Source organism: Acidipila sp. EB88, from assembly GCF_003858395.1.
GTDB lineage: Bacteria > Acidobacteriota > Terriglobia > Terriglobales > Acidobacteriaceae > EB88.
Map to the genome: position 1 here is coordinate 3,646,427 of NZ_QWEV01000005.1, position 22,316 is coordinate 3,668,742.

Below are 22,316 nucleotides of genomic sequence, written 5' to 3' on the forward strand. Positions count from 1 at the left end.
CGCTGTGCGCGGCTGTCCGCGTGTGTTTCGCGCGGCTTTGGTTGATGGTGAGATCGCGCTCGTAGGCGTGCGTCCGTAAGCGCGTTCGTGAGCGCATTCGTGCGGGCAAGGCCTAGAGGCTGGTTTTGCGTTCCAGGATCCGGGCGGTGAGCACGACGCCGCTCTCGTTGTTGTGCAGGGTCATGGGGAAGGCGAGCACGTTCCACACCCACTCCTCGCCCTTGCGCGGGAGGTTCATGACGCCGCGAAAGGTGCGATCGATATAGGTTTCGCGCGTGGTGGCCACGGTGGCGATGACCTCGCGCCAGTCCGGGGCAAGTTCCGGCATTTCATAGAACATGTTTTTGCCGCTGAACCATTCGCGCGGGCGCTCGAGCAGGCGGGCACAGGTGTCGTTGACATAGTGCCAGTTGCCGCGCGCGTCGAGCACTTCCATGACCACGTCATCGCCCATGGCCATGTTGATGCGCGAGTAGAAGAAGTCGCGCGCGTCGACCATGACGGGACGGCCCTGGCGCTTGGCGCGGAACGAGCGCAGGGCCACGACCAGGTCGTCCACCGAGCTATAGCCCTTGAGCAGGTGCATGTCTTCGGGGCCGCCGAAGCGCCGCTCCAGCGTAGCCGAGAGGATGATGATGGGCACCTCGGGCCGCTGCAAGCGAAGCTTGGCGGCGACTTCCGTGCCGAACTGGCCTGCGCCCAGGTGGTAGTCCAGCACAGCGACGTCGATAGAGTGGATCAGGGCGAGTGCCTCTTCGATGGTGGAGGCAGTTTCGGTCTGGTAGCCATGCTTGTGCAGGATGGTGGAGCGCAGCATGAGGTTTTCGACCTGATCATCGAGGAGAAGCACGCGGATCGGCGTCTCCTCGGCCGAGCCAAGCAAGGTAAGCAGCGTGTCCACTGCCTGCTCCGGGAGTTCGGGGTCTGTCGGTTCAGCCATGCCCACAGTAGATGCAGGGGCAGCGGGTTACAGATGCGCCGGGTCACTCATTCGGGGTAATGTCGTGTCCACGGCGGCAGCCTTCTCGAGGCGGGCGAGGCGGCGCAGGATTTCGGGGAGGCGGGCGAAGCCAGCGGAGGCCCGGAGCCACTGCCGGTTGGCCATGGCGGGGTAGCCGCTGACAGTTTCGCCGGCGGCGACGTCGTTGGGGATGCCGGTTTGCGCCGTGGCAACGGCGTTGTCGCCCACAGAGAGGTGGCCTGCGACGCCGACCTGCCCGGCAAGGATGACGTTTTTGCCGATGTGCGAGGAGCCTGCGAGGCCGACCTGCGAGCACAGCAGCGTGCGCTCGCCGATGGCCGAGCCGTGCCCGACCTGGACGAGGTTGTCGATCTTGGCGCCTGCGGCGATGGTGGTGGTGCCGATGCTGGCGCGGTCGATGCAGCTGTTGGCCTGGATCTCCACGTTGTCGCCGATGATGACGTGGCCGCTCTGGGGAATCTTGTACCAGGCGCCAGCCTCGTCGCGGGCGAAGCCGAAGCCGTCGGAACCGATGATGGCCCCGTTGCCGAGCGTGACGTGATCGCCCAGGATCGAACCTTCGCGCACGATGGCATGGGCATGGGCGAGCAGGTGAGAGCCGGCCTTAACGCCGGCGTACAGGACGACGTGCGCAAGTAGCACGCCGTGAGCGCCCACCTGCACGCCGGGGCCGACGACCACGTAGGGTCCGACGTGGACGGTGTCGGCGAGCCGGGCGGAGGGGTCGACCACGGCGGTGGGATGGATGCCGGGCGCGTAGATGGGCCCCTGGTGGAACAACTCGACGGCCTTGGCGAAGGCCAGGTAGGGATTTTTGATGCGCAGGGTGGGCACGCCGAGCGGAGCGAACCCTGGCTCGACCAGCACGGCGGCGGCACGCGTGGCGTGGGCAGCGGCGGTGTAGCGGGGGTTGGCGACAAAGCTGACCTCAGACGGGGAGGCGGTCTCAAGGCCGGCCATGCCCGTGATTTCCAGGGACGATAAATGTGCCGGGAGGCCCTCCAGATGGGCCTCGCCGGGGTGCAGTGCCGCGCCAAGGGCTGTGGCCAGTTCCTCGAGCTTCATATGCTGCGATTGTAGACGGGCAAGGGTGGCGGATCCGGGATAGAGAGTTCGCCGCTGGTCTCAGCCCCCCAGATCTGCTAGCATCGCATTTTGCCCCGGAACGTCGATCTGCGCTGCTCATGGCGAATGGTTTGAGGAGCAGCCGGTTGGCTCTGAGGCCCATCCCCGCAAACTGTCTGGACGCATGCCCGAATATATCTACCTGCTCGAGAACCGCCTGAGTGAAGCCCAGAAGAACGCCTTAGCGAACGTTCGCGATGCTGCCCGCGAAGCCGGCATGACGGTTTTCCTTGCCGGAGGCGCTGTACGCGACCTGACTACCGGCTCATCGGTCCGCGACCTTGATTTTTCGATCCAGGGCAATGCCCTGAATCTGCAGGCAGCGCTGGAAGCGCGTGGAGGTGTTCTGTGGGGTCGCCACGAGCCCTCCCGCGCCCTGTTTTTCTGGTTCCCCGGTTCTGTGCGTGTGGAGGTAGTGAGCACGCGGCAGGAGAAGTTTCCGAAGCCAGGCGAGCCGGTCTACACCTGGAGCGGCATCGTCGATGACCTGCACCGGCGTGACTTTACGGCGAATGCGATGGCGCTTTCCCTCAACGAGGGTTCGTACGGGCTGCTGCTTGACCCATTGAACGGGGTCGCGGACATCGAGGCGCGGCAACTGCGCCTGGCCAGCAACTACGGCTTTATTGAAGACCCCTCGCGCCTGGTGCGCGCGGTGCGCCTGCGCCACCGGCTTGGCTGGCAGCTGGAAGAGCGCACGGCGACCCGGTATGAGAATGCCAAGGAAGCGGATAACTTCGACGCGATCTCGCCGTATCTGCGCGGCTATGAACTTGAAAAGATTGCCGCCGAGGAAGAAGCGCTGCCGACCCTGAAGGTCCTCGAGGCCGAGGGCTGGATGGCGAAGCTGATGCCGGGCTGGACCAGTGCCAGTGTGGACACCGCGGCGCTGGAAGACCTGCACCGCAACCGGATCCAGCTGCTGATGCAGGGCGTGGCCCCGGACCTTTCTGCGGCGCACCTTGAAATCCTGACCGCGAAGATGGCGGCGGACGAACGTGCCGAGCTGAAGAAGCGCATGGTGCGGCCCGGTCTGCTGGCGCAGTGGGAAGGCCTGGATGCCGCGGCAAAGGAGTTTGCCAAGCTTCTGACGAGCAAGGATTCGGCAGTGCCTTCGGCAACGTGGAAGCTGTTCCACAACCATTCGGCGGAAGCGATCCTGTGGCTGGCGCATACGCGCAAGGCTGGCCCAGTGGATGTGAAGTTCAAGAACTTCTTCACGGTATGGCCGGAAGCCGCAAAGAAGGTGCCGGTTGCGCTGATGATGGAGATGCGCATCACGCCGGAGCTGCCGATCTATGCCGAGCTGCTGCATGAGCTGTTCCTGGCGCAGATCGATGAGACAGTCGGGACCGATGAGCAGATGCGCGCGTTCCTGGAGAAGTATTCGCCGCCCGCGCCACCGCCACCGGTGACGCTTCGCCGCTCGCGGACCAAGAAAGCCGATGGCAAGAGCAAGCGCAAGGAAGCGGCGCGCGACGAAGACGATGACGAGGACCTGGAAGACGATCGGCCCGCGAAGCGCGGCAGCGACGACGATGACGAGGATGTCGATATCGAAGACGATCTCGGCACCGACGATGATGACGATGACGAGGATGAGGATGCGGCCGTGCCTGCGATCGACGAGATTGCTGCCGGGCGCAAGCTGAACCTGGACAAGATCGATCTGGGCGCGGTGCTGGGGCGGATCCATTCGACCGAGGATGATGAAGACTCCGAGGATGACGACAAGGACGAAGACGATGCGGATGAAAAGCCGGCGTCGCGGTCCGCGAAGTCAGCCCCGGTGAAGAGCAAGCCGGTCAAGGGCGCCTCCGCCAAGAAGAGTGTGGCGGCTGAGGACGACGACGATGCTGGCGAAACTGCAGCGGAGCCGACGCCCAAGAAGGCCCCGGCGAAAAAAGCTGTGACCAAGTCGGTCGCAGCGAAGGGTGAGAGCCCGGATGCCGCAAAGAAGGCTGCGCCGGTGAAGGGTGCGGCGGCCGAGCCTGCGAAGGCGCCGGCGGCTGTGAAAACGGCAGCGGCGAAGAAGGCACCGGCCAAAAAGGCTGCGGCCAAGGGAACGGCGAAAGAGTAGTCGCTCCAGCTGAGCTTGTTGTGAGTGTTTGCAGTACAAAGCCACCGCGATTGTTGCGGTGGCTTTGTGCTGTTGGGCGTGCCGATGAGGGCGGCTGGCCTGGCCGGGGGACGGCTAGGAGTCCGACAGAAAGATCCGGAGGTCGCGCAGGTTGTTCCCGGTGGGGCCGGTCATGATGGCGTCGCCCAGGGCGGTAAACAGCGGGCAGCTGTTGAAGCGGGCCAAGGACTGCTCCGGGTCGAAGTGGAAGGCGCGGGCGCGGGTGGCGGTGGTTGGGTCCACGGTTGCGCCGGCGGCGGGGCTGTTGCCATCCAGGCCGTCGGAGCCTGCGCTGAGCACCATGACGTCGCCGGGAAAGCCGTCGAGCAGCAGGGCGGTCTTGAGAGCGAAGTGCTGGTTGCGTCCGCCGCAGCCGTGCCGCACGCGGTCCATCTGCACGGTGACTTCGCCGCTGGAGAGCAGGCAGACGCGGCCCCACTCGGCGCGCAGGGTGCGCATGCGTTCGACCAGGTAGGCGGCGGCTCGGTCAAAGGGCCACTCGTCGCAGGTGTTGTCGATGACCACCTTGTAACCCAGGGCGCGTGCCTGGTCGCGGGCGGCGTTGACGAAGTCGTGGTTGGAAAGCAGCACATCCATCTCCATGTTCTGGAGACCCTGCGCAGTGGGGGCGGGCGGTGGCTGGGCGGCCAGCGCCTGAAAGTAGGCGCGCACCGAGGCGGGGAAGCGCGGGAGCAGATCCCACTGGTCGAGCACGGCAGAGCACTGCGCCCAGGTGGAGGTGTCGGGGAGCGTGGGCGAGGAGGCGACGACGCCGAGGTCCTTGAGCGGCACGTCGGCGAGCAGCAGGGTGAACCGCATGGCGTCGGGGGCGGCCTGGGCGAGCTGGCCGCCCTTGATCGAGGAAAAGAACTTGCGCACGGTGTTGATCTCGGCGATGGGTGCGCCGGAGAGCACGAGCGTCTCGTAGAAGGCGCGGACGTCTTCGAGGGGGATGGAGCGGTCGCGCGGCAGCTCGCAGATGGAGGAGCCGCCGCCGGAGAGCAGGAAGAAGATCAAGGTGTGGCGGTCGGCGCGGCGCACCAGGGCGAGGGCTTCCCGGGCGGCATCGAAGGATTCTTCGTTGGGCAGGGGGTGCGAGCCGGCGAAGTACTGGATGTGTTTCTGGCGCTTCTCGGGGAGGACCGGGGCGGCGCAGATGCCGTCGACGCGCAGCCTGGAGGGCAGGCGGCTGAGCAGCGCATCGAGCATGGGCACGGCGGCCTTGCCGAAGGCGATGACCTGGACCCGTTTCACCCCGGCAAGGGAGTGCTCCACGGGCGGCAGCACGGCGGAGCGGCGACGAAGCATGGACTTCGCGTCGAACTCCAGGTGCCGGGCGAAGGCCTGGTCCACATTGCAGGCGGCCAGGGACGAATGGAAGATAGCGAGAGCGTCGGAGCGCAACGCGGCCAGGCGGTCATCCTGAAGGTGCGTCAGCGTGTTCATGAGCCGACCAGCGTGTTGCCAGCGGCAGCCGCTTCAGCCAGCATCGACTGAGCTTCAGGGGAAAGAATGGTCTGCTCGACCCAGAGGCGCAGGGCGGACTGCATGGCCGGCAGGTGCCCCAGGAAGAAGTGGTCCCCGCCTTCAATCCACTCGAAGCGCTTCGCAACGGGAATGGGCCCGAGTGCTGCTTCCACTTCTGCCCGCGGACTGATAGGGTCCTCCGCGCCGCTCATGCTCAGAAAGGGCTTGCGGCAGCGCTGCAGGAAGTCGTAGTTGTACATGCGGCCGGCAGCGGCGATCGGGGTGCCGAGCGAGACCAGCGCGGGTACCCGTGGGTCATCCCAGCCGGCCCGCAGAACCATGTGCGCGCCGAAGGAAAAACCGGCGGCGAGGACCGGCCGCTGGTAGCGGGCGGCCAACCAGTTGATGGCGGCGCGGGCGTCGTCCTGCTCGCCCTGGCCGTGGTCGTGGACGCCTTCGCTGCGCCCGGCGCCGCGGAAGTTGAAGCGCAGCACGGGGAGCCCGAGGTCGGTGAAGACCTTCATGGCGTGGTAGACGACCTTGTTGTGCAGGGTGCCACCGAGAAGTGGGTGCGGGTGGCACATCAGCACAGAAACCGGGGCCTCCGCAAGCAGGCGACCGGGGTTGAGCAATGCCTCGAGCCGGCCAGCCGGTCCTCGCAGGTCTTCTATCGTATGCACGCCGCCCTCACGTAGCGGGGCAATGGCGTTTTCGTTCGGTATGCTCACAGGTTCATTGTAGGGCTTCTTTTCGGGTGCTCGTACGGACGGGGTGGGTGGGATATGCTGGCCCAGTGAACCCGACCCAGCAACAGGAAGCCGTGGCGCTTCTGCGCCGCCTGATGGATATTGACTCGACGACCTACGCCGAAGGGGCGGTGGGTACGTATCTCGCCGACGCCTTGCGCGCGCGCAACTTCGCGGTGGAGTTGATGCCAGTGCCCCAGCCCGAGGGCTCGAGCAGCACGGCCGAGCGATTCAACGTGTACGCCGCGGCGCAGCCGGGCGCGCCGCTGGTGACCTTTTCCACGCACATGGACACGGTGCCCCCGTGGATCGCGAGCAGCGAGGATGAGGAGTTTGTGTACGGGCGGGGCGCGTGCGATGCCAAGGGGATCATCGTGGCGATGATCCTGGCGGCGGAGCAGCTACGGGCGAAGTCGCTGCCGGTGGCGCTGCTGTTCGTGGTGGGCGAGGAGCGCGACTCGGCGGGGGCCAAGATTGCGAACGAGCAGCCGCGGGGAAGCCGCTTCCTGATCAATGGCGAGCCGACCGACAACCGGCTGGCGCTGGCCTCAAAAGGCGCGCTGCGTGCGTCGGTGACGGCGACGGGCAAGATGGCGCACTCGGCATACCCCGAGCTGGGGGAAAGCGCGATCCATAAGCTGGTGCAGGCGCTTGATGCGGTGCTGCAGGTCGCGTTGCCGGTGAGCGAGGATGTGGGGCCGAGCACGCTCAACATCGGGCTGCTGGAAGGTGGGCGCGCGCCGAACGTGATCGCGGACGAGGCTTCGGCGCAGGTGCTGGTTCGGCTGGTTGGGCCGTCGGAGCAGACCCGGGCCGAGCTCAAGGCGGCGGCCGCGCCGTTTGCCGAGGTCGACTTCACGCTGGAGATTCCGTTTGTGCGGCTCAAGGCCATGGAAGGGCTGCCGACGATGATTGCAGCGTTTACGACGGATGTGCCTGCGCTCACGAACTGGGGCGAGCCGATGCTGCTTGGTCCGGGATCGATCCACGTGGCACATACCACCGGCGAGCGCATCCGCAAACAGGAAATGTGGGATGCGGTGGAGTTGTACGTGCAGGTGGCTGAGCGCCTGGCTGCCTCGGTGCCGGGGGAGCAGACCGTGGAGCAATCAGACGCCGGCGTGGCGGGACCTGGCCCAGGCGCCTAGAAGAGGCAGCCCTGAGCCTCGGCTTCGACCCCGGCCAGAAAGGCGCGAAGCAGCGCGAGCCTGGGTGCGGCGAGTGCACGGGTGGTGTCCAGGCGGATGTGCGCGGGCAGCTCTTCCAGGCTGCGGGACAGAAACGCGATGATCGGGGTGAAGGTTTCGTAGCGGGTATCGCGACCGGTTTTGGCGACGGCGCGCAGGATGCCGATCGCTCCCAGCTGCTCCAGGATGTCAGCATCGCGGAGTACGATGGCCTCGATGCTTTCGGGTTTGTCGTGGGGCTGGTGCGTGGCGATGGCGGCCAGGACTGCGGGAATCTTGTCCTCGGGAAAGTTGGCGCCCATCAGCATGTCCGGCACCGTCTCGAGCGCGTACTGCACGTGGTTCCACTGGCGCAGCTGGTCGGGGGCCTCGGGCCGGTGGCCGATGAACACACCGATGTCGTGGAGGTAGGCGGCGGCGAAGACCACGTCATCGTCGTATTCGGTGCCTTTGCCGACGAGTCGGGTGAGGGCGTAGAGGCGGGGCTGGTGGCCGTACTTGTCGGCGGGTTTGGCTTCCTTGCGGAGCAGGGTGTCAAGCGTGGTGCGAAAGGGCGTGGAGCTGGCCGTAATGGACATGGGTCTCCCGTGAAGATACAGTGCTCTGCGTGGCCGGGCGGACCCCGGCGAGCCGGGGAGCGCGGTTCGATTTCCAGAGTACGATGCGGGCGAAATCCGGAGCTGAACGCACGCAGGGTACCGGGAACCGATGGTTCCTGCATTTCGGTAACGTGCCGGGGCTGAAGGTATACCAAAGAGTGGGAGAATGCATCAGTAGCAGAGAGTTTGGTAAAGGTGCAGTGATTAGGTAGCTATCCGGATTGTCGCCACATTCTGTGGCAACAGATTGGGTAGGTGTCTTTGGTGCATGGTTTTCGCAGGGAATTGTGGCAGGCTTTTCCGCCACATCGGTTACAGTCGGTGCAGGTAGAGAGCGGCATGGCCGCCGGAAAACAGGGCTTCTTTGACAGTGGCTTGCTCAAACCCTTCTCTCTTTCTTCCAGATCGTCCACCCTCGGTTCAGTTGCGGGCTCTGCTCTGATTTAACCAAGAAAGTAAGCCAGGGGTTGCAAAGGCAATGAGCACTTCAGAGTTTGTCCGACAAGGTGGAGACAACGACACAAGACTGCCAACGCAGCAGGCGCGCCCGGTGAATGGTTCCCGGAGGCATGCCAGCCCGGCGTTTACCGCCGCGGCTTTGATGATGGTGAACGACGTTCTGGTGACAATCGGGGCGTTCCTGTTCGCGGTGATCGTGCACTTCCTTTCCATCAGCCGGATGCCGGGTTTTCACATGCGCGGGCTGCCGGCACACATCGTCCCCCAGTCGACCGACCTGTGGTACCTGCTGGGCTTCCTGGTGGTGCTGCTGTTTGTGCTGCGGCGGTACGGGCTATACAACGGGGTGCCGAACCGGAGCGGCGCGCACGAACTGCGCTTGATTGCGCAGGCCTGCCTGACGGCCGGGGTGCTGCTGTGCGGCTGGCTCTACCTGATGCACAACGTCGAGGTTTCGAGAGTGCTGGTGGTGATGCTGGTCATTACCACGGCCCTTGCACTGGGCGTGCGGCGTACGCTGTGGCGGACGGTTCGTTTTGCCCGCTATGCCAAGGGCGTGGAAACGCGCAACGTGGTGATCCTGGGCACGAACCAGCTGTCGTTTGCCATCGGGCAGCAGATCGACGACGACTACCACCTCGGCTACCGCCTGTGCGGGTTTCTGCATGCGCCCGGAACGACGGACGCCATTGAGGTCCCGCAGGAGCGCATCCTGGGGGATATGGGACGGCTGCGCGAGCTGACGCGGCTGCACTTTATCGATGAACTGGTGATTGCGCAGCCCTGCGCGATCGAGACCGTGATCGACCTGCTGGAAGAAGCGCACGACGTGGAGATTGACATCCGCGCGATGTCGGGTTTCTACGGCGAGCTTGGACAGAACGCCCCGGTGGAGTACCTGGGAGCTTTCCCGATGGTGGCGCTGCACCGCCGCGATCCGCGCACGGTGGCCTTCCTGATGAAGCGCGTGGTGGATATCGTGCTGTCGCTAGCAGCCCTGATTGTGGTGTTCCCGATCATGCTGTGTATTGCGATTGCCGTGATCACGGATTCGCGGGGACCGATCTTTTATGTTTCGGAGCGGATTGGCAAGCGTGGCCGCGTGTTTCCGTGCTTCAAGTTCCGCACCATGGTCAAGGATGCCGAGGCCAAGAAGCGCGAGCTGGCGAAGCATAACGAGCGCGACGGCATCCTGTTCAAGATGACCAAGGACCCGCGCGTGACCAAGACCGGGCGGTTTCTGCGGAAGTATTCGCTGGACGAGCTGCCGCAGTTCTTCAACGTGCTGCGTGGCGAGATGAGCATCGTGGGGCCGCGCCCGCCTATTGCGAGTGAGGTAGCGAAGTACGCGCTGGAACACTTCCGCCGGCTGGAAGTGCTGCCGGGACTTACCGGGCTCTGGCAGGTGCAGGCGCGGCACGATTCTTCGTTTGCCCGCTACATCGCGCTGGACACGGCGTACGTGGAAAATTGGAGCTTCTGGCTGGATTTGAAGATCCTGCTGCGCACGGCGCAGGTGGTGATCAAGGGGACCGGCACGTAGTCTGCTTCAGGGCGAATTTAGCTTCGAGAGAACCACCCTGTATGCAATGCTAGGAACCAGGAAGCGCGGCCATGAGGCCGCGCTTCTGCATTCCGGTCTGACTGCAACAGGAGCCACCGCATTGATCCGTTCGAACCAGTCGAGTCCTCTGAGCCGTTCCCTGGCAGTTTTCCTGCTGGCCGGCAGTTTTGTTGTTCCCGCAGCCCGAGTGTTTGCGCAGGAGCATCCACCGGCCGAGCCCGCTGCGCATGCTGATGAGCATGCGCACCCTCCCGCGCAGAAGCCTGAAGAGGAGGCGGCGCCGGTGGAGCGATCTTCGGTGACGCAGCACTCGATGATGCTGGGAGGCCGGCAGATCCGGTACACCGCGACCGCCGGCACCCTGCTGATCCGCAACGAAGAGGACAAGCCGTACGGGTCGATTTTCTACGTGGCGTACACGGCGGACGGGGCCGAGTCGAAGACGCGGCCGGTGACGTTTCTGTATAACGGTGGGCCGGGCTCGGCCTCGTTGTGGCTGCACATGGGCTCGGTGGGGCCGATGCGGGTGATTACGAACTCGCCGGCCGCGACAGGCTCAGGCCCGTACCAAGTGGTGCCGAACGAGTACTCGCTGCTGGACCAGTCGGACCTGGTGTTTATCGATGCGCCGCTGACGGGGTATTCGCGCGCGGTGGGCAAGGCGACGGTGAAGGATTTTGCCGGGGTCGACCCGGACCTCCGCGCGTTTGCCAAGGTGATTGAGCGGTACCTGTCGGTGAACCAGCGGTGGAACTCGCCCAAGTTCCTGTTTGGGGAGTCGTATGGCACGACGCGGTCGGCGGGGTTATCGGCGGTGTTGCAGGAGGACGGGGTGGCGTTGAACGGGATCACGCTGCTGTCGTCGGTGCTGAACTACAACGCGTCAATCGGGGCGGGGCTTGAAGTGTCGTACGTGAACTACCTGCCTTCGTACGCCGCGATTGCTTATTACCACAAGAAGCTGCCGCAGATGCCGGGCGGCTCGCCGGCGGCGATGGCGGCGTTTGTGGAGGAAGCGCGGGTGTTTGCCCGTGGGGAGTATGCCGAGGCGCTGGCGGAGGGTGAAGCCTTGCCGCCCGCACGCGTGGACGAGATCGCGGCGAAGCTGAACCACTTCACGGGGCTGCCGGTGAGCTACATCAAGGAAGCCAAGCTCAGGATCAACCCGACACGGTTTCGCAAGGAGCTGCTGAGAGGGGATGGGGACATTCTCGGGCGGTATGACGCGCGGTTTGAAGGCACAGAGGTGGATGATGCGGGCGAAAACCCCAGCTACGACCCGTCGGACACGGGGATCAGCGGGGTGTACGTGGCGGCGGTCCATGACTACCTGCAACGGGAACTGAAGTACGAGTCGACCGACGAGTACAAGCTGAGCGCGAATACGATCGGCGAGTGGGACTGGCATCACCGGGCGGTTGGAGCCGGGGGCAGGGGAGCGCAGCAGTTGCCGTACGTGGCCGGGGACCTGGGAGATACGATTCGGAAGAATCCCAAGTTGCAGGTGCTCTCGGCGAATGGCTGGTTTGACCTGGCGACGCCGTTCTTCGCGACCGAGTACGAGCTGAACCACATGATGCTCGCGCCGGAGCTGGCGAAGAACGTCCACTTTACGTACTACCCGGCGGGGCACATGGTGTATCTGAATGTGGACGCGCTGCGGCAGCTCAGGGATGATCTGCGGCCGTTTTATCAGCAGGCGGAGAAGTAGCGGAGCGGAGCTGTCCCGCAGGCACGGCTGCGTCTGCGTAGCCTGCGGAAGCTCGGCACGGCGGCTTACCGGTAAGCTATTGAAATTGGAAGAATAACTGCATAAAATAGAAGGAATTCGTGTTTAGCCGGTTTTGCCTGCACTGCAGGCGCCGGCTTAACGCTTGCGAGGGGTAGACAAAGCATGGCAAAGCGTCGCGGTAATCCAAACTGGGGTAAGCCCGAGCCGATCGGTCCGGTGGTTCCCACGGTGACTTCGTTCGAGCTTGTGGTCAAGGAATTCAAGCTGACACCCGACCAGTATGAGCGTTCCACGCGCCTGCGTGAATGGGCGCGGCGCAACCGCAACTCCAAGTACATCCCGGAAGCGCTGCTGGAAGCGTGGGGATTCGAGATCGAGTCGACGTTGTAAATCGTCCCGGCTCCAGGAAGATGGCCGCCTACGGGCGGCTTTTTTCATGCCCGCGAGACGGTAGATTCTCCAGTGCTGTTTCCATCCGTAGGGAAGTAGCTGACAATAGGGCATATGGCAGCAGCAGGGAACCCGTTTACCACCGTGGAAGAGGCGCTCGCGGAGTTTCGCGCAGGCCGCATGATCGTCGTTGTGGACGACGAGGATCGCGAGAACGAGGGGGATCTGACCCTGGCCGCAGAGTTCGCGACGCCCGAGGCGATCAACTTCATGGCGAAGTGGGGGCGGGGGCTGATCTGCCTGACACTGACCGAGGAGCGCGCCGATCATCTCCGGTTAAGTCCTATGGTCGCTTCCAACTCTTCGCGATTTGGGACGGCGTTTACCGAGAGCATCGAGGCGCGGGAAGGCGTGACCACGGGCATCTCTGCCGCGGACAGGGCGCACACGATCCTGGTGGCGATCGACCCGGAAGCCACGGCGGCGGACCTGGCGCGGCCGGGGCACGTGTTTCCGCTGCGAGCGCGTAAGGGCGGCGTGCTGGTGCGGGCAGGGCAAACCGAGGCCTCGGTGGACCTGGCGCGTATGGCGGGGCTGAAGGCGGCGGGTGTGATCTGCGAGATCATGAACGACGATGGCTCGATGGCTCGCGTGCCGGACCTGGTGGCGTTTTGCCAGGAGCATGGCTTGAAGATGCTGACGGTAGCGGAGCTGATCCGCTACCGGTTGCAGCACGAGCGCTACATTCGCCGGGTGGCGGAGACGCTGTTGCCCACACCTTACGGCGAGTTCCGCATGATTGCTTACGAAAACGAGGTAAACGGTGGGGAGAGTCACCTGGCGCTGGTGCGGGGCGATGTGACGCAGCCTGACGACCAGCCGGATGCGGGTGCCCCGGTGCTGGTGCGGGTGCACTCACACTGCCTGGCTGGCGAGGTGTTTGGCTCGAGCCTGTGCGATTGCAGCGGCAGTGTACAGCGCTCGCTGCGCGCGATTGCCGAGGCTGGCCGTGGGGCGTTGATCTACCTGCACAACGGGAGTCGCGGGTTCGATATTGACCGCGCGCCGGCGCTGGTGCCGGGCAAGCCGGCGGAGATCCTGCTGCATCGCGATGTGCGGGAGCCGGATCAGCATGAAGACCGGCAGGGACGCATCCTGCGGCAGGTGGGGCTGGGCGGGCAGATTCTGTCGGACCTGGGGATCCGGCGGATCCGTCTGCTGTCGAATACCCGCACGCATGTGCCGGCGCTGCAGGGTTTCGGGGTCGAGATCGTGGAGCAGGTGCCGATCCCGGAGTTTGCAGCGGCGCGACGGTAGAGTCGGGACGTTTGGCCAGGTGGAAACTCGCGGTACAAGGCGCTGAGGAAGCGAAGAGGCGACGCATCGAGCGTCGCCTCTTTTTTGTTTGCGTTAGCGGCTGAGGCGCAGGGCCAGTTGGACGACGCGCGGGTCGGTGGTGGTGCTGGTGATACTGCCGAAGGCGGCTGCGCCGAAGCTGCCATTGGGCTGGGCGAACTCGGGCGTGTTGGTGAGGTTGAAGAGCTCGGCGCGGAACTCGAGGTTGCCCTCGAGCGGCAGCTTTGTGTTCTTGACGAGGGCGATGTCGAGGTCCCGGTAGGCGGGGCCACGCACCGGGTTACGCGAAGCCGAGCCAAAGGTGAACTGGGGAGCAGTCGCAAAGGCAGCGGTGTTGAAGTAGCGCGCGGGGGTGCGCAGCGCGGGTGAGAGCGAGGGCCTGCCGATGATGTTGGGGCGCTGCAGGGCCACGCCGGCGAAGGCGTTGTTGTTGGTGGCCTGGGTGACAGTGACGGGCATGCCGGACTGCAGGGACAGGATGGTATTGAGTGCCCAGCCGCCGAGGAGGGCGTCGCCGATGCCGGACGCCGCGAAGCGATGGCCGCGCCCGGCGGGCAGGTCGTAGATGCCGCTGAAGGAGAGCACGTTGGGCATGTCGCCGCTGGAGGAGTCGCGCTCGAGGTACGGGCGGAAGGTGTCGGCGGCGATGAGGCTCGACGAATTTGGCGACGAAAGCACGGTCGAGGAGAAGACGGACGAGGCGTCGTCAATGAGCTTGGAGTGGGTGTAGGCGAAGAGCAGGTAGATGCCGCGGGTGAGACGCTGCTCAACCTTGGCCTCGATGGCGTTGTAGTTGCTGGTGCCGGAGTTGTTGCGATAGGTGGCGACGTTCTGGAAGCGCGGGTAGGGCTTGAGGAGCTGCGCCGTGCTGATGGTTTTGCCGCCGATGGGGCTGGAAGCCGGCAGTTGCCCGTAGAAGGGGTTGGCGACCTGGGTGAGCAGGGACGCGCCCTGGGCGAGCTGCGCGACAGTGAGCTGGTTGAGGTTGGCATCGGGGATGCCGACGTGCACGACGTGGGAGCCAACATAGGCGATGTCAAACGAGAGATCGCGGGTGAGTTGGCGCTGGAAGGCGAGGTTCCACTGCTCGACATAGCCGGAGCCGGCCTGATGGTTCACCGTGTAGACGCTCTGGCCTAGGCCCGCATCGGGGGTGAACGGAATGGGCGCAACGCTGGGGCCTGTGTTGAGCGTAAACGCAGCGTTAACATTATCCTGCGTCTTCTGCTGCACGTTCTGGATGAAGGGGAACTGGGGCGCTGTGAAGGGCGTGGTAATGCCGGACTGGTCAATGAAGACGATGCCGACGCCAGAGCGCACCACGGTGCGCGGGGTGAGCAGGTACGTAAAGCCGAGGCGTGGGGCGATGTTGTCATAGTGGAGCTCGCGGGCGCTTTCGGAGTAGCCGTCGACGCCGAGGTAGTCGAGCTGCTGGGTGGCGAGGTTGAAGACGGCACCCTGATTGTTCTTTTCAGTGGACGGGAAGTGCAGGGTGTAGCGCGCGCCAATGTTGAGGGTGAGCCGGTCGGTGGCTCGCCAGTCGTCCTGCGCAAAGTACTCCTGGATGTGGTCGCGGGGGCGGAGCTTGCTTTCCTGCAGGTCGATGGAGAAGGTGTCGACCTGGCCGAGCAGGAAACTGGCGAGTGCATTGCCGGAGCCCGTGGCGCCCTGCTGGTCTGTGCCGGTGGTGGTGAAGGCGAAGGAGCCGGTCGGGTTGGGCGGGGACACGGTGTTGAGCTGGTACCAGCGGTAATCGAGCCCGGCCTTGAAGGCGTGGCGGCCGCGGGTGTAGTTGAGCGTTTCCTCCACCTGCCAGACGGCGGTCTGGTATTGAGCGAAGGTGCTGGCCGAGGGGCCAAGCTGCTGAAAGCCCGTAAAGGTGAACAGCGGCAGGGCGTTGTTGAACGCGGCGTTGGTAGGGATGCCCGGGATGCCGAGCGCGCTCGAGGTAGTGGAGGCGAGCGTGGGGCCGCCGGTGGAGTTGCCGCGCCGGGTGTAGCCGACGTGCACGTCGTTGAGCAGGCGGTCGGTGAAGGTGTGGGTTTCGTCGAAGACCGCCTGCTGCCCGAGGATGGAGGAGAGACCAACGACGCCGCCAGTGCCGATGACGGCTCCGGTGATGGCGCCGCTGCCGTCGGGGAGTGGTGCGACGGGGTTCTCGACCTCCGAGTAGTAGGAGTAGCGGCCGAAAGCTCGGTCGTGATCGTGGTAAGCGCCATCGACGCGGAAGTCGAACTGGTTCTGGTGGTCGGCGTCGTTGGCGGTGCGGGTGTAGTTGTTTGCGGCCGCGCGCAGGTTGGTGGGCGTGGGGAAACGGCTGAGCAACGCGAGGGCGACGGGGTCGAGCGGCTTGTTGATGGTGTCGTTGGGGAACTCGGCGCGGACGAACTTGCCGTTCACCGTGGTGGTCGTGGTGGGATCGTAGATTTTGGAGACGCCGGTGAAGATGCCCTGGCGCTCGGCCACCGTGGGGATGGTGGAGATGCGGGTGACGCCGATGAGCTGCTTGACGCCCTGGTAGTCGCCGAAGAAGAAGAGGCGGTCGCGCAGCACGGGACCGCCCAGAGTGGCGCCGTAGAGGTTGCGGCGGTACTCAGGTTTGGCCGCAGTGGGTGAGGCGAAGTAGTTGCGGGCATTGAGGTCTTCGTTGCGGAAGAACTCGAAGAGGCTGCCGTGGAAGGCGTTGGTGCCGGAACGGGTGGCGACGTTGACGACACCGCCGTTGAAGCGGCCGAACTCGGCCGGGACGTTGTTGGCCTGGACAGTGAACTCCTGGATGTCGTCGACGATGGGGAAGAAGGCGACCTGGCCGGGCTCGGGCTGCAGGGCGGAGATGCCGTCGTACAGGTACTCGTTGGTGCGGGGGCGGCCACCGTTGATGCGGGGCAGCAGGGTGCCGGGGGCAGCTCGACGCCGGGCGCGAGCGTGGTGAGCTGGATGAAGTTGCGGGAATTGAGGGGCATGGCGATCACGGTGCCGCCGGGGATATTCGTCTGGATGTCGCTGGTGCTGCTTTGCAGGGGTGGGGCGTCGGCGTTGACGGTGACGGTCTGCTGTTCGCCGCCGGGGTGGAGTGCGAGGTCGGCGTTGACGGTCTGCCCGAGGATGACGGTGAGGCCGGTGCGGGCAAGGTGCTCGAAGCCGGGCGCGGTGACGTCGAGCCGGTAGCCGCCGGGCTTGAGGTGGCTGAAGGCGTAGTCGCCGGTGCTGGAGCTGGTGGTGTCCTGCCGGATGCCGGTGGCGACTTCGGTGAGCGTGAGCTGGGCATTGGCGATGGACGCGCCGGAGCCGTCGAGGACGCGCCCGGTGAGGTCGGCGGCGATCTGGGCGGAAGCAGCGGTGGTGGAGGCGGCGGCGAGAACGAGTGCAGAGACGAGACGCTTCACGGGTCAGCTCCCACGGGACAAGGCTTGGCGCGCGCGGCGCGGTGGGGGAGTGGTACGAGGATGGAGTCGGCAGGTACGTCGTGAACGCGCAGAGGGTGGCGGTTCGAAACGACTGTATCTGGCGGGGATCGTATGGTCAACCACTTGCCGGTAGTGGGCGTGGGTGGTCGGGCGCGCGGCTCATCGCGGTGACGCGTGAGTCTGGCTGGATCGTGCTGCCTGCACGATGTGCAGGCAGGCGTGCGCGCCGGTGAGGCGAGTTGTTAGCGGAGGACGGGGATGATTGGCGAGGGCAGGGTGCCCAGCAGTCCGCGGTTTAGCAGTTCGGCCTGCAGGGCTTCCACGTTGGTGAACAGGATGGCCTGGAGGCCGATGGATTCAGCGGCGGCGATGTTTTCCGGCTTGTCGTCGAGGAAGAGTGCATCTTCGGGGATGACGCCAAGCTTTTCGCAGGTGTAGCGATAGATGGCGGGGTCGGGCTTGGCAATGCGCAGCTCGCAGGACCAGGTGTGGTGATCGAAGCGGCCGAGCCAGCCGAACTCCTGGCGCATGTAGCCGAGCAGCTCTTCGCCCATGTTGGACAGGATGGCGGTCTTGAAGCCGGCGTCCTGCACGGCCTGCACCCAGAGGAGCATGGCTTCGTTGAGCGTGCTCCACATGAGCACGTCGTTTTCAATGAGCTGCTCGATCTGGGCGGGGGTGAGTTCGAGGGCGGCGTCGGTCGCGATCTGTTGCCAGAAGGTCGTGCCGTTGAGGTCGCCAAGGTCGTAGCGGTGGCGATGCCGCCAGTAATGATCGTCGAAGGCCTGGTCGTTGAGCCGGGTGATCTGCTTGAGCGCTGCCAACGCTTGTGGTTCCTGGGCGGTGCTGAGCACCATGCCGTAGTCAAAGATCACTGCCTTCAAAGCCATTGCCGCCCTCGCGCCTGGAGTTCCCGTCTCCATTATGCGGGAGCAGCGCAGGGTGGCAAGGGTGAAACTGTGGGCCCGGCGTGGTGCGTGGCAGGAGACGGTGCGGGTACGGTGCAAGAATGGGAAACGGCTTAGGTAGCCGAGCGGCCGGGGCGGGTGGATGCATGGGAACGGCCAGGCCGGGGAGGGTACGCACGCTGTTTGCTGACAGGACCAACTGGGACAGGGAAGAGGCTCTGCTGTCGGAGCGCGTGGCGGCTGTGCGCGCGGACGGGGGCGCGGTGCTGGATCTTACGGCGTCCAACCCGACGCGGTGCGGCTTTCGCTTCGAGGCGGAGAGGCTGCTTGCCCCGCTTGCGGCGCCGGGTGCGCTGGAGTACGAACCGCTGCCGTTTGGGCGCGAGCAAGCGCGGGCAGCGGTGGCCGGGTATTACGCGGAGCGGGGCGCGGCGGTCGAGGTGGAAGACCTGTGCCTGTGCACCAGCACCAGCGAGGCGTACAGCTTCCTGTTTCGGCTGCTGTGCAATGCGGGGGACGAAGTGCTGATCGCCACGCCCTCGTACCCGCTGTTTCCATACCTGGCGGCGCTCCACGATGTGCGGCTCGTGGAGTACCCGTTGCTGTACGAGCATGGCTGGCAGCTGGAGCCGGGTGCGCTGGACGCGCGGATCACGGAGCGAACCCGCGCGATCGTGCTGGTGCACCCGAATAACCCGACCGGGCATTTTGTCGGCGCGCAGGAGCGCGCCGCAATCGAGGCGCTGTGTGTGCGACATGGGCTGGCGTTGCTGGTCGACGAGGTGTTCCTGGATTATGCGGTGGATGCGCAGCCCCGGCAGAGCTTCGCTTCCGCTTTGCCGGGCGATGCCGAGAGGCCGCTCGTGTTTGTGCTGAGTGGCATGAGCAAGGTCGCGGCGCTGCCACAGATGAAGCTCTCATGGATTGCCGTGTGCGGGCCGGAGGGATTGCGGCACGAGGCGCGGGAGCGGCTGGAGATCATTGCGGACACGTTTCTTTCGGTGAGTGCGCCGGTGCAGCACGCGTTGCCGGCGTGGCTCGCGGAGTGCGGCGCAATGCAGGCGCAGATCCGCGCGCGGGTTGCCGAGAATATTCGCCTGCTGGATGGACTGATCAAGGATACGCACGTGTCACGGCTCGAAGCGGAAGGTGGATGGTACGCGGTGCTGCGGTATCCGGCGGTGGTGTTGAACGAAGCGCTGGCGCTTGGCCTGCTGGAGCAGCGTAGCGTGCTGGTGTACCCAGGGGAGGCGTTCGGGTTCGCTACTGCCGGATGGGTAGTGGTGAGCCTGCTGCCGGAGTGCGCGGAGTTTGCGCGGGGCGCCGGCTTCCTGGTGGGTGCGGTGGAAGCCGTGGTTGCGGAAGCGAGAGGGGCCTGAGCCGGTTGGACTTGCCGGACCCTGGTCGCAGGCCGGGAAGGTGGCCGGGCTGCTGGCCCCTCCCGAACTGGCGGCTTGTGAGTGTAGTGGTAGTTGCGGCTCTTTGGCTGCTGCGATCGAACCTGCGATTGCAGCTACTTGAAACCTGAGATTGCGCTGGTTATCGCACCTTCCAGCGTGTGGAAAGTGCGGCGAGCTTGTCGTCCAGCGTGGCGGGTGGTGCGGGTGGGCGAGGCTGCCGGGAGTTTGCGGGTGGCGCGGGGCGTCCGGCTCCGGGCTTTGCGGGGAGCTTGTCCGCGGGCTTCGCCGGGACGACCTTGGCGGTGGAAAGCGCTTTCATCGACAGCGCGATGCGCTTGGAGTTGGCGTCGGCGGAGAGCACCTTGACCTTGACAATCTGGCCGACCTTGACCGCGTCGTGTGGGTCCTTGATGTAGTGCGAGGCGAGTTCCGAGATGTGCACGAGGCCGTCCTGGTGGACGCCGATGTCAACGAATGCGCCGAACTTGGTGACATTGGTGACGACGCCTTCGAGCACCATGTCGGGCTGCACGTCGGCGAGTTCGCGGACGCCCTCGTGAAAGGTGGGCGCGATGAACTTATCGCGCGGATCGCGGCCGGGCTTGCGCAACTCTTCGAGGATGTCGTTGAGCGTGAAGGTGCCGGCGGAGGAGAACCGTGCACGATCGACGCCATCGAGTAAGTGCGGCTTGCTGATGATCTCGGGGATCGAGGTGCCGGTGGCCGCGGCAATCTGCCCCACCACTGCGTAGCTTTCGGGATGGACCGCGGTAGCGTCAAGCGGTTCGGAGCCGCCACGGATGCGCAGGAAGCCTGCCGCCTGCTCGAAGGTCTTGGCACCGATGCCGGACACCTCTTTGAGCTGCGTGCGGGCGCGAAAGCGGCCGTTCTGGTTGCGGTACTCGACGATGTTGAGGGCCACGCGCTCGGTGATGCCGGCAACGTAGCGCAGCAGCGTCCACGAGGAAGTGTTGAGATCGACGCCGACCTTGTTGACGCAGCTTTCGATGGTGGCTTCAAGCGACTGTTGCAGCTGGCGCTGGTCCACATCGTGCTGGTACTGGCCGACGCCGATGGCCTTGGGGTCGACCTTGACGAGCTCGGAGAGTGGGTCCTGCAGGCGGCGCGCGATGGAGATGGCCCCGCGCACGGTGAGGTCGAGCTCGGGAAACTCCTGCCGGGCAACGTCGGAGGCGGAGTACACGCTGGCGCCGGACTCGGAGACCATGACTTTGAAAATGTCCGTGAGGTTGTTGTCGGCGAGGAAGTCGCGCACGAAGGCGTCGGTCTCGCGCGAGGCGGTGCCGTTGCCGATGGCGATGGCGCGTACGTTGTGCTGCTGCACCAGCTGCTTCATGGTCTGGTTCGCTTTTGCGGTCTGCCCGGTGTGCGGGTAGATCACGTCGTGCGCCAGGAACTTGCCTGTTTCATCGACGATGGCGAGCTTGCAGCCGGTGCGCAGGCCAGGGTCGAGACCGAGCACGGAGATGGGGCCGGCGGGAGCGGCGAGCAGCAGGTTTCCGAGGTTGTCGCGAAAGACCTGGATGGCGTCGAGGTCGGAACGCTTTTTGAGTTCGAGGCGCAGCTCGCCCTGGACGCTGGAGGAGAGCAGGCGGCTCCAGCAGTCGTCGATGGCGAGTTGCAGTTGCGGGGTCCAGTCGCCCTCGGCACGCAGCAGCAGGCTGCGAATGATGCCGGTGGCTCGGGTGGGCTCGAGCTCGATCAGGAAGTACAACACCGATTCTGCTTCACCGCGACGGATCGCCAGCATGCGGTGCGATGGGATCGCTTTTGCGGGCTCGCGGTAGTCGTAGTACATCTTGAACTTTTCCTGCGGGTCGCTGGCCTCGGTGGACTTGCGACTGACGACTACGCCTTCGTCGTGGAGCAGCAGGCGCAAGGCCTTGCGGATCTCGGCGGTGTCAGCGATGCGCTCGGCCACGATGTGACGCGCGCCCTCGAGCGCTTCGTTGATGGAGGCGACTTCTCTAGAAGGGTCGACAAACTGGGCGGCCAGCTCGAGCAGGGGTTGCGGTGCGGGCTGCTGGGCCCACAGGTAGTCGGCGAGAGGCTCGAGGCCGCGCTCGCGTGCGATGGTGGCCTTGGTGCGGCGCTTGGGGCGGAAGGGCAGGTAGAGGTCTTCGAGTTCGCCCTTGTCGCGGGTCGCCTCGAGCCGGGTGCGCAGCTCGTCGGTGAGTTTGCCCTGCTCGGCGATGGACGCGAGGATGGTTTCGCGGCGTGCGACCAGGTCGCGGAAGTAGCCGAGCTTCTCCTGGATGTCGCGGATCATGACTTCGTCGAGTGCGCCGGTAGCTTCTTTGCGATAGCGCGCGATGAAGGGGACGGTGCCGCCTTCATCGAGCAGTGCAACAACTGCCATGAGCGAGCGAAGTGGTACCTGGAGCAGGCTCGCGATGTGGCCGAGCAATTCTGGGGCAAGTGGTTTGGATTCAGCCATGGTTTCAAAGCAATGGTAGCTGGAGGCACAGAGGAAAACCCGGCCGGTGCCGGGATGCGCGCTGGCGGGAACCGAGTTCGCAAACCGGCTCTGCAAGCTGCGGCTTGCATAATAGAGGGATGGCAATACGGAATGAATGGACAGAGTGGCACCTGACGCCGGGCGGCTGGGAGCGTGGTTCGACGCGGGTGCAGGGCAAGGGCAACACGTGGGCGGATGAACCCGGCGATCGCGTGCTTTCCTTTGTGTACAAGGAAGTCTCAACCAGTGCGTCGCCGGAGGCTTCGATCACGTCGGAGGAGACCTGGCGCTCCAAGACAGCAACGGATATCGACGCGCTGCTGCAACAGCATGGAGCCAGCCCTCGCATGTTGTAGGCGAGGTGCAGACGCAGAAAAGGAGACCGCGCGGTCTCCT

At 65.0% G+C, this 22,316-nt stretch carries 16 protein-coding genes; 8 read left to right on the top strand and 8 right to left on the bottom strand.

Annotation, left to right across the window (positions count from 1 at the left end; translation table 11 throughout):
• Positions 1-112: 112 nt before the first annotated feature.
• Both D1Y84_RS15415 and lpxD read right to left on the bottom strand, forming a co-directional pair.
• The gene (locus tag D1Y84_RS15415; RefSeq protein WP_124849478.1) at positions 113-940 is read right to left on the bottom strand and encodes a response regulator; all 828 of its coding nucleotides are present in this window, start codon (positions 938-940) and stop codon (positions 113-115) included.
• 27 nt (positions 941-967) lie between these two features.
• Positions 968-2,047 (bottom strand): UDP-3-O-(3-hydroxymyristoyl)glucosamine N-acyltransferase, encoded by a 1,080-nt coding sequence (gene lpxD, locus D1Y84_RS15420; protein ID WP_124849479.1) that lies wholly within the window; start codon positions 2,045-2,047, stop codon positions 968-970.
• Between the two features lie 184 nt (positions 2,048-2,231).
• Between lpxD and D1Y84_RS15425 the strand changes: the two genes are divergently transcribed.
• On the top strand, positions 2,232-4,187 hold the full coding sequence (locus tag D1Y84_RS15425; protein WP_124849480.1) for a CCA tRNA nucleotidyltransferase: 1,956 nt from the start codon (positions 2,232-2,234) through the stop codon (positions 4,185-4,187).
• Between the two features lie 114 nt (positions 4,188-4,301).
• On the opposite strand, the gene D1Y84_RS15430 is transcribed toward D1Y84_RS15425, so the two are convergent.
• Together D1Y84_RS15430 and D1Y84_RS15435 are read right to left on the bottom strand one after the other, a co-directional pair.
• Entirely contained in the window at positions 4,302-5,672 is a 1,371-nt protein-coding gene (locus D1Y84_RS15430) for a glycerate kinase (protein WP_124849481.1), read from the bottom strand.
• Positions 5,669-6,421, bottom strand: coding sequence for an alpha/beta hydrolase (locus tag D1Y84_RS15435; RefSeq protein WP_233581462.1), 753 nt, complete (start codon positions 6,419-6,421; stop codon positions 5,669-5,671). Before D1Y84_RS15435 ends, D1Y84_RS15430 begins: the two co-directional genes overlap by 4 nt.
• Before the next feature lie 92 nt (positions 6,422-6,513).
• Here D1Y84_RS15435 and D1Y84_RS15440 point away from each other — a divergent pair, with 92 nt between their 5' ends.
• The gene (locus tag D1Y84_RS15440; RefSeq protein ID WP_370245782.1) at positions 6,514-7,587 is read left to right on the top strand and encodes a M20/M25/M40 family metallo-hydrolase; all 1,074 of its coding nucleotides are present in this window, start codon (positions 6,514-6,516) and stop codon (positions 7,585-7,587) included.
• On the opposite strand, the gene D1Y84_RS15445 is transcribed toward D1Y84_RS15440, so the two are convergent.
• Complete coding sequence (locus D1Y84_RS15445) at positions 7,584-8,204, bottom strand: HD domain-containing protein (RefSeq protein ID WP_124849482.1); 621 nt, start codon at positions 8,202-8,204, stop codon at positions 7,584-7,586. The genes D1Y84_RS15440 and D1Y84_RS15445 overlap by 4 nt on opposite strands.
• A 499-nt stretch (positions 8,205-8,703) precedes the next feature.
• On the opposite strand from D1Y84_RS15445, the gene D1Y84_RS15450 reads away from it, so the two are divergent.
• The 4 genes from D1Y84_RS15450 (at position 8,704) to ribB (ending at position 13,687) form a co-directional block, all read left to right on the top strand.
• Positions 8,704-10,227, top strand: coding sequence for a sugar transferase (locus D1Y84_RS15450; protein ID WP_124849483.1), 1,524 nt, complete (start codon positions 8,704-8,706; stop codon positions 10,225-10,227).
• A gap of 121 nt (positions 10,228-10,348) precedes the next feature.
• On the top strand, positions 10,349-11,959 hold the full coding sequence (locus D1Y84_RS15455) for a S10 family peptidase (protein ID WP_233581463.1): 1,611 nt from the start codon (positions 10,349-10,351) through the stop codon (positions 11,957-11,959).
• A gap of 183 nt (positions 11,960-12,142) precedes the next feature.
• On the top strand, positions 12,143-12,370 hold the full coding sequence (locus tag D1Y84_RS15460) for a hypothetical protein (RefSeq protein ID WP_124849485.1): 228 nt from the start codon (positions 12,143-12,145) through the stop codon (positions 12,368-12,370).
• Between the two features lie 114 nt (positions 12,371-12,484).
• Complete coding sequence (ribB, locus tag D1Y84_RS15465; protein WP_124849486.1) at positions 12,485-13,687, top strand: 3,4-dihydroxy-2-butanone-4-phosphate synthase; 1,203 nt, start codon at positions 12,485-12,487, stop codon at positions 13,685-13,687.
• Between the two features lie 2,435 nt (positions 13,688-16,122).
• On the opposite strand, the gene D1Y84_RS18545 is transcribed toward ribB, so the two are convergent.
• Entirely contained in the window at positions 16,123-17,112 is a 990-nt protein-coding gene (locus D1Y84_RS18545; protein ID WP_233581464.1) for a carboxypeptidase-like regulatory domain-containing protein, read from the bottom strand.
• Positions 17,113-17,375: 263 nt separating this feature from the next.
• On the bottom strand, positions 17,376-18,023 hold the full coding sequence (locus D1Y84_RS15475; protein ID WP_124849487.1) for an HAD family phosphatase: 648 nt from the start codon (positions 18,021-18,023) through the stop codon (positions 17,376-17,378).
• A gap of 164 nt (positions 18,024-18,187) precedes the next feature.
• Here D1Y84_RS15475 and D1Y84_RS15480 point away from each other — a divergent pair, with 164 nt between their 5' ends.
• Positions 18,188-19,420 carry a pyridoxal phosphate-dependent aminotransferase gene (locus tag D1Y84_RS15480; protein WP_124849488.1) on the top strand — a complete coding sequence of 411 codons (1,233 nt, stop codon included), beginning with the start codon at positions 18,188-18,190 and terminating at the stop codon, positions 19,418-19,420.
• 160 nt (positions 19,421-19,580) lie between these two features.
• On the opposite strand, the gene D1Y84_RS15485 is transcribed toward D1Y84_RS15480, so the two are convergent.
• Positions 19,581-21,899, bottom strand: coding sequence for a Tex family protein (locus D1Y84_RS15485; RefSeq protein ID WP_124849489.1), 2,319 nt, complete (start codon positions 21,897-21,899; stop codon positions 19,581-19,583).
• A 119-nt stretch (positions 21,900-22,018) separates the two neighbouring features.
• Between D1Y84_RS15485 and D1Y84_RS15490 the strand changes: the two genes are divergently transcribed.
• Positions 22,019-22,276, top strand: coding sequence for a hypothetical protein (locus tag D1Y84_RS15490; RefSeq protein WP_124849490.1), 258 nt, complete (start codon positions 22,019-22,021; stop codon positions 22,274-22,276).
• Positions 22,277-22,316 lie beyond the last annotated feature (40 nt).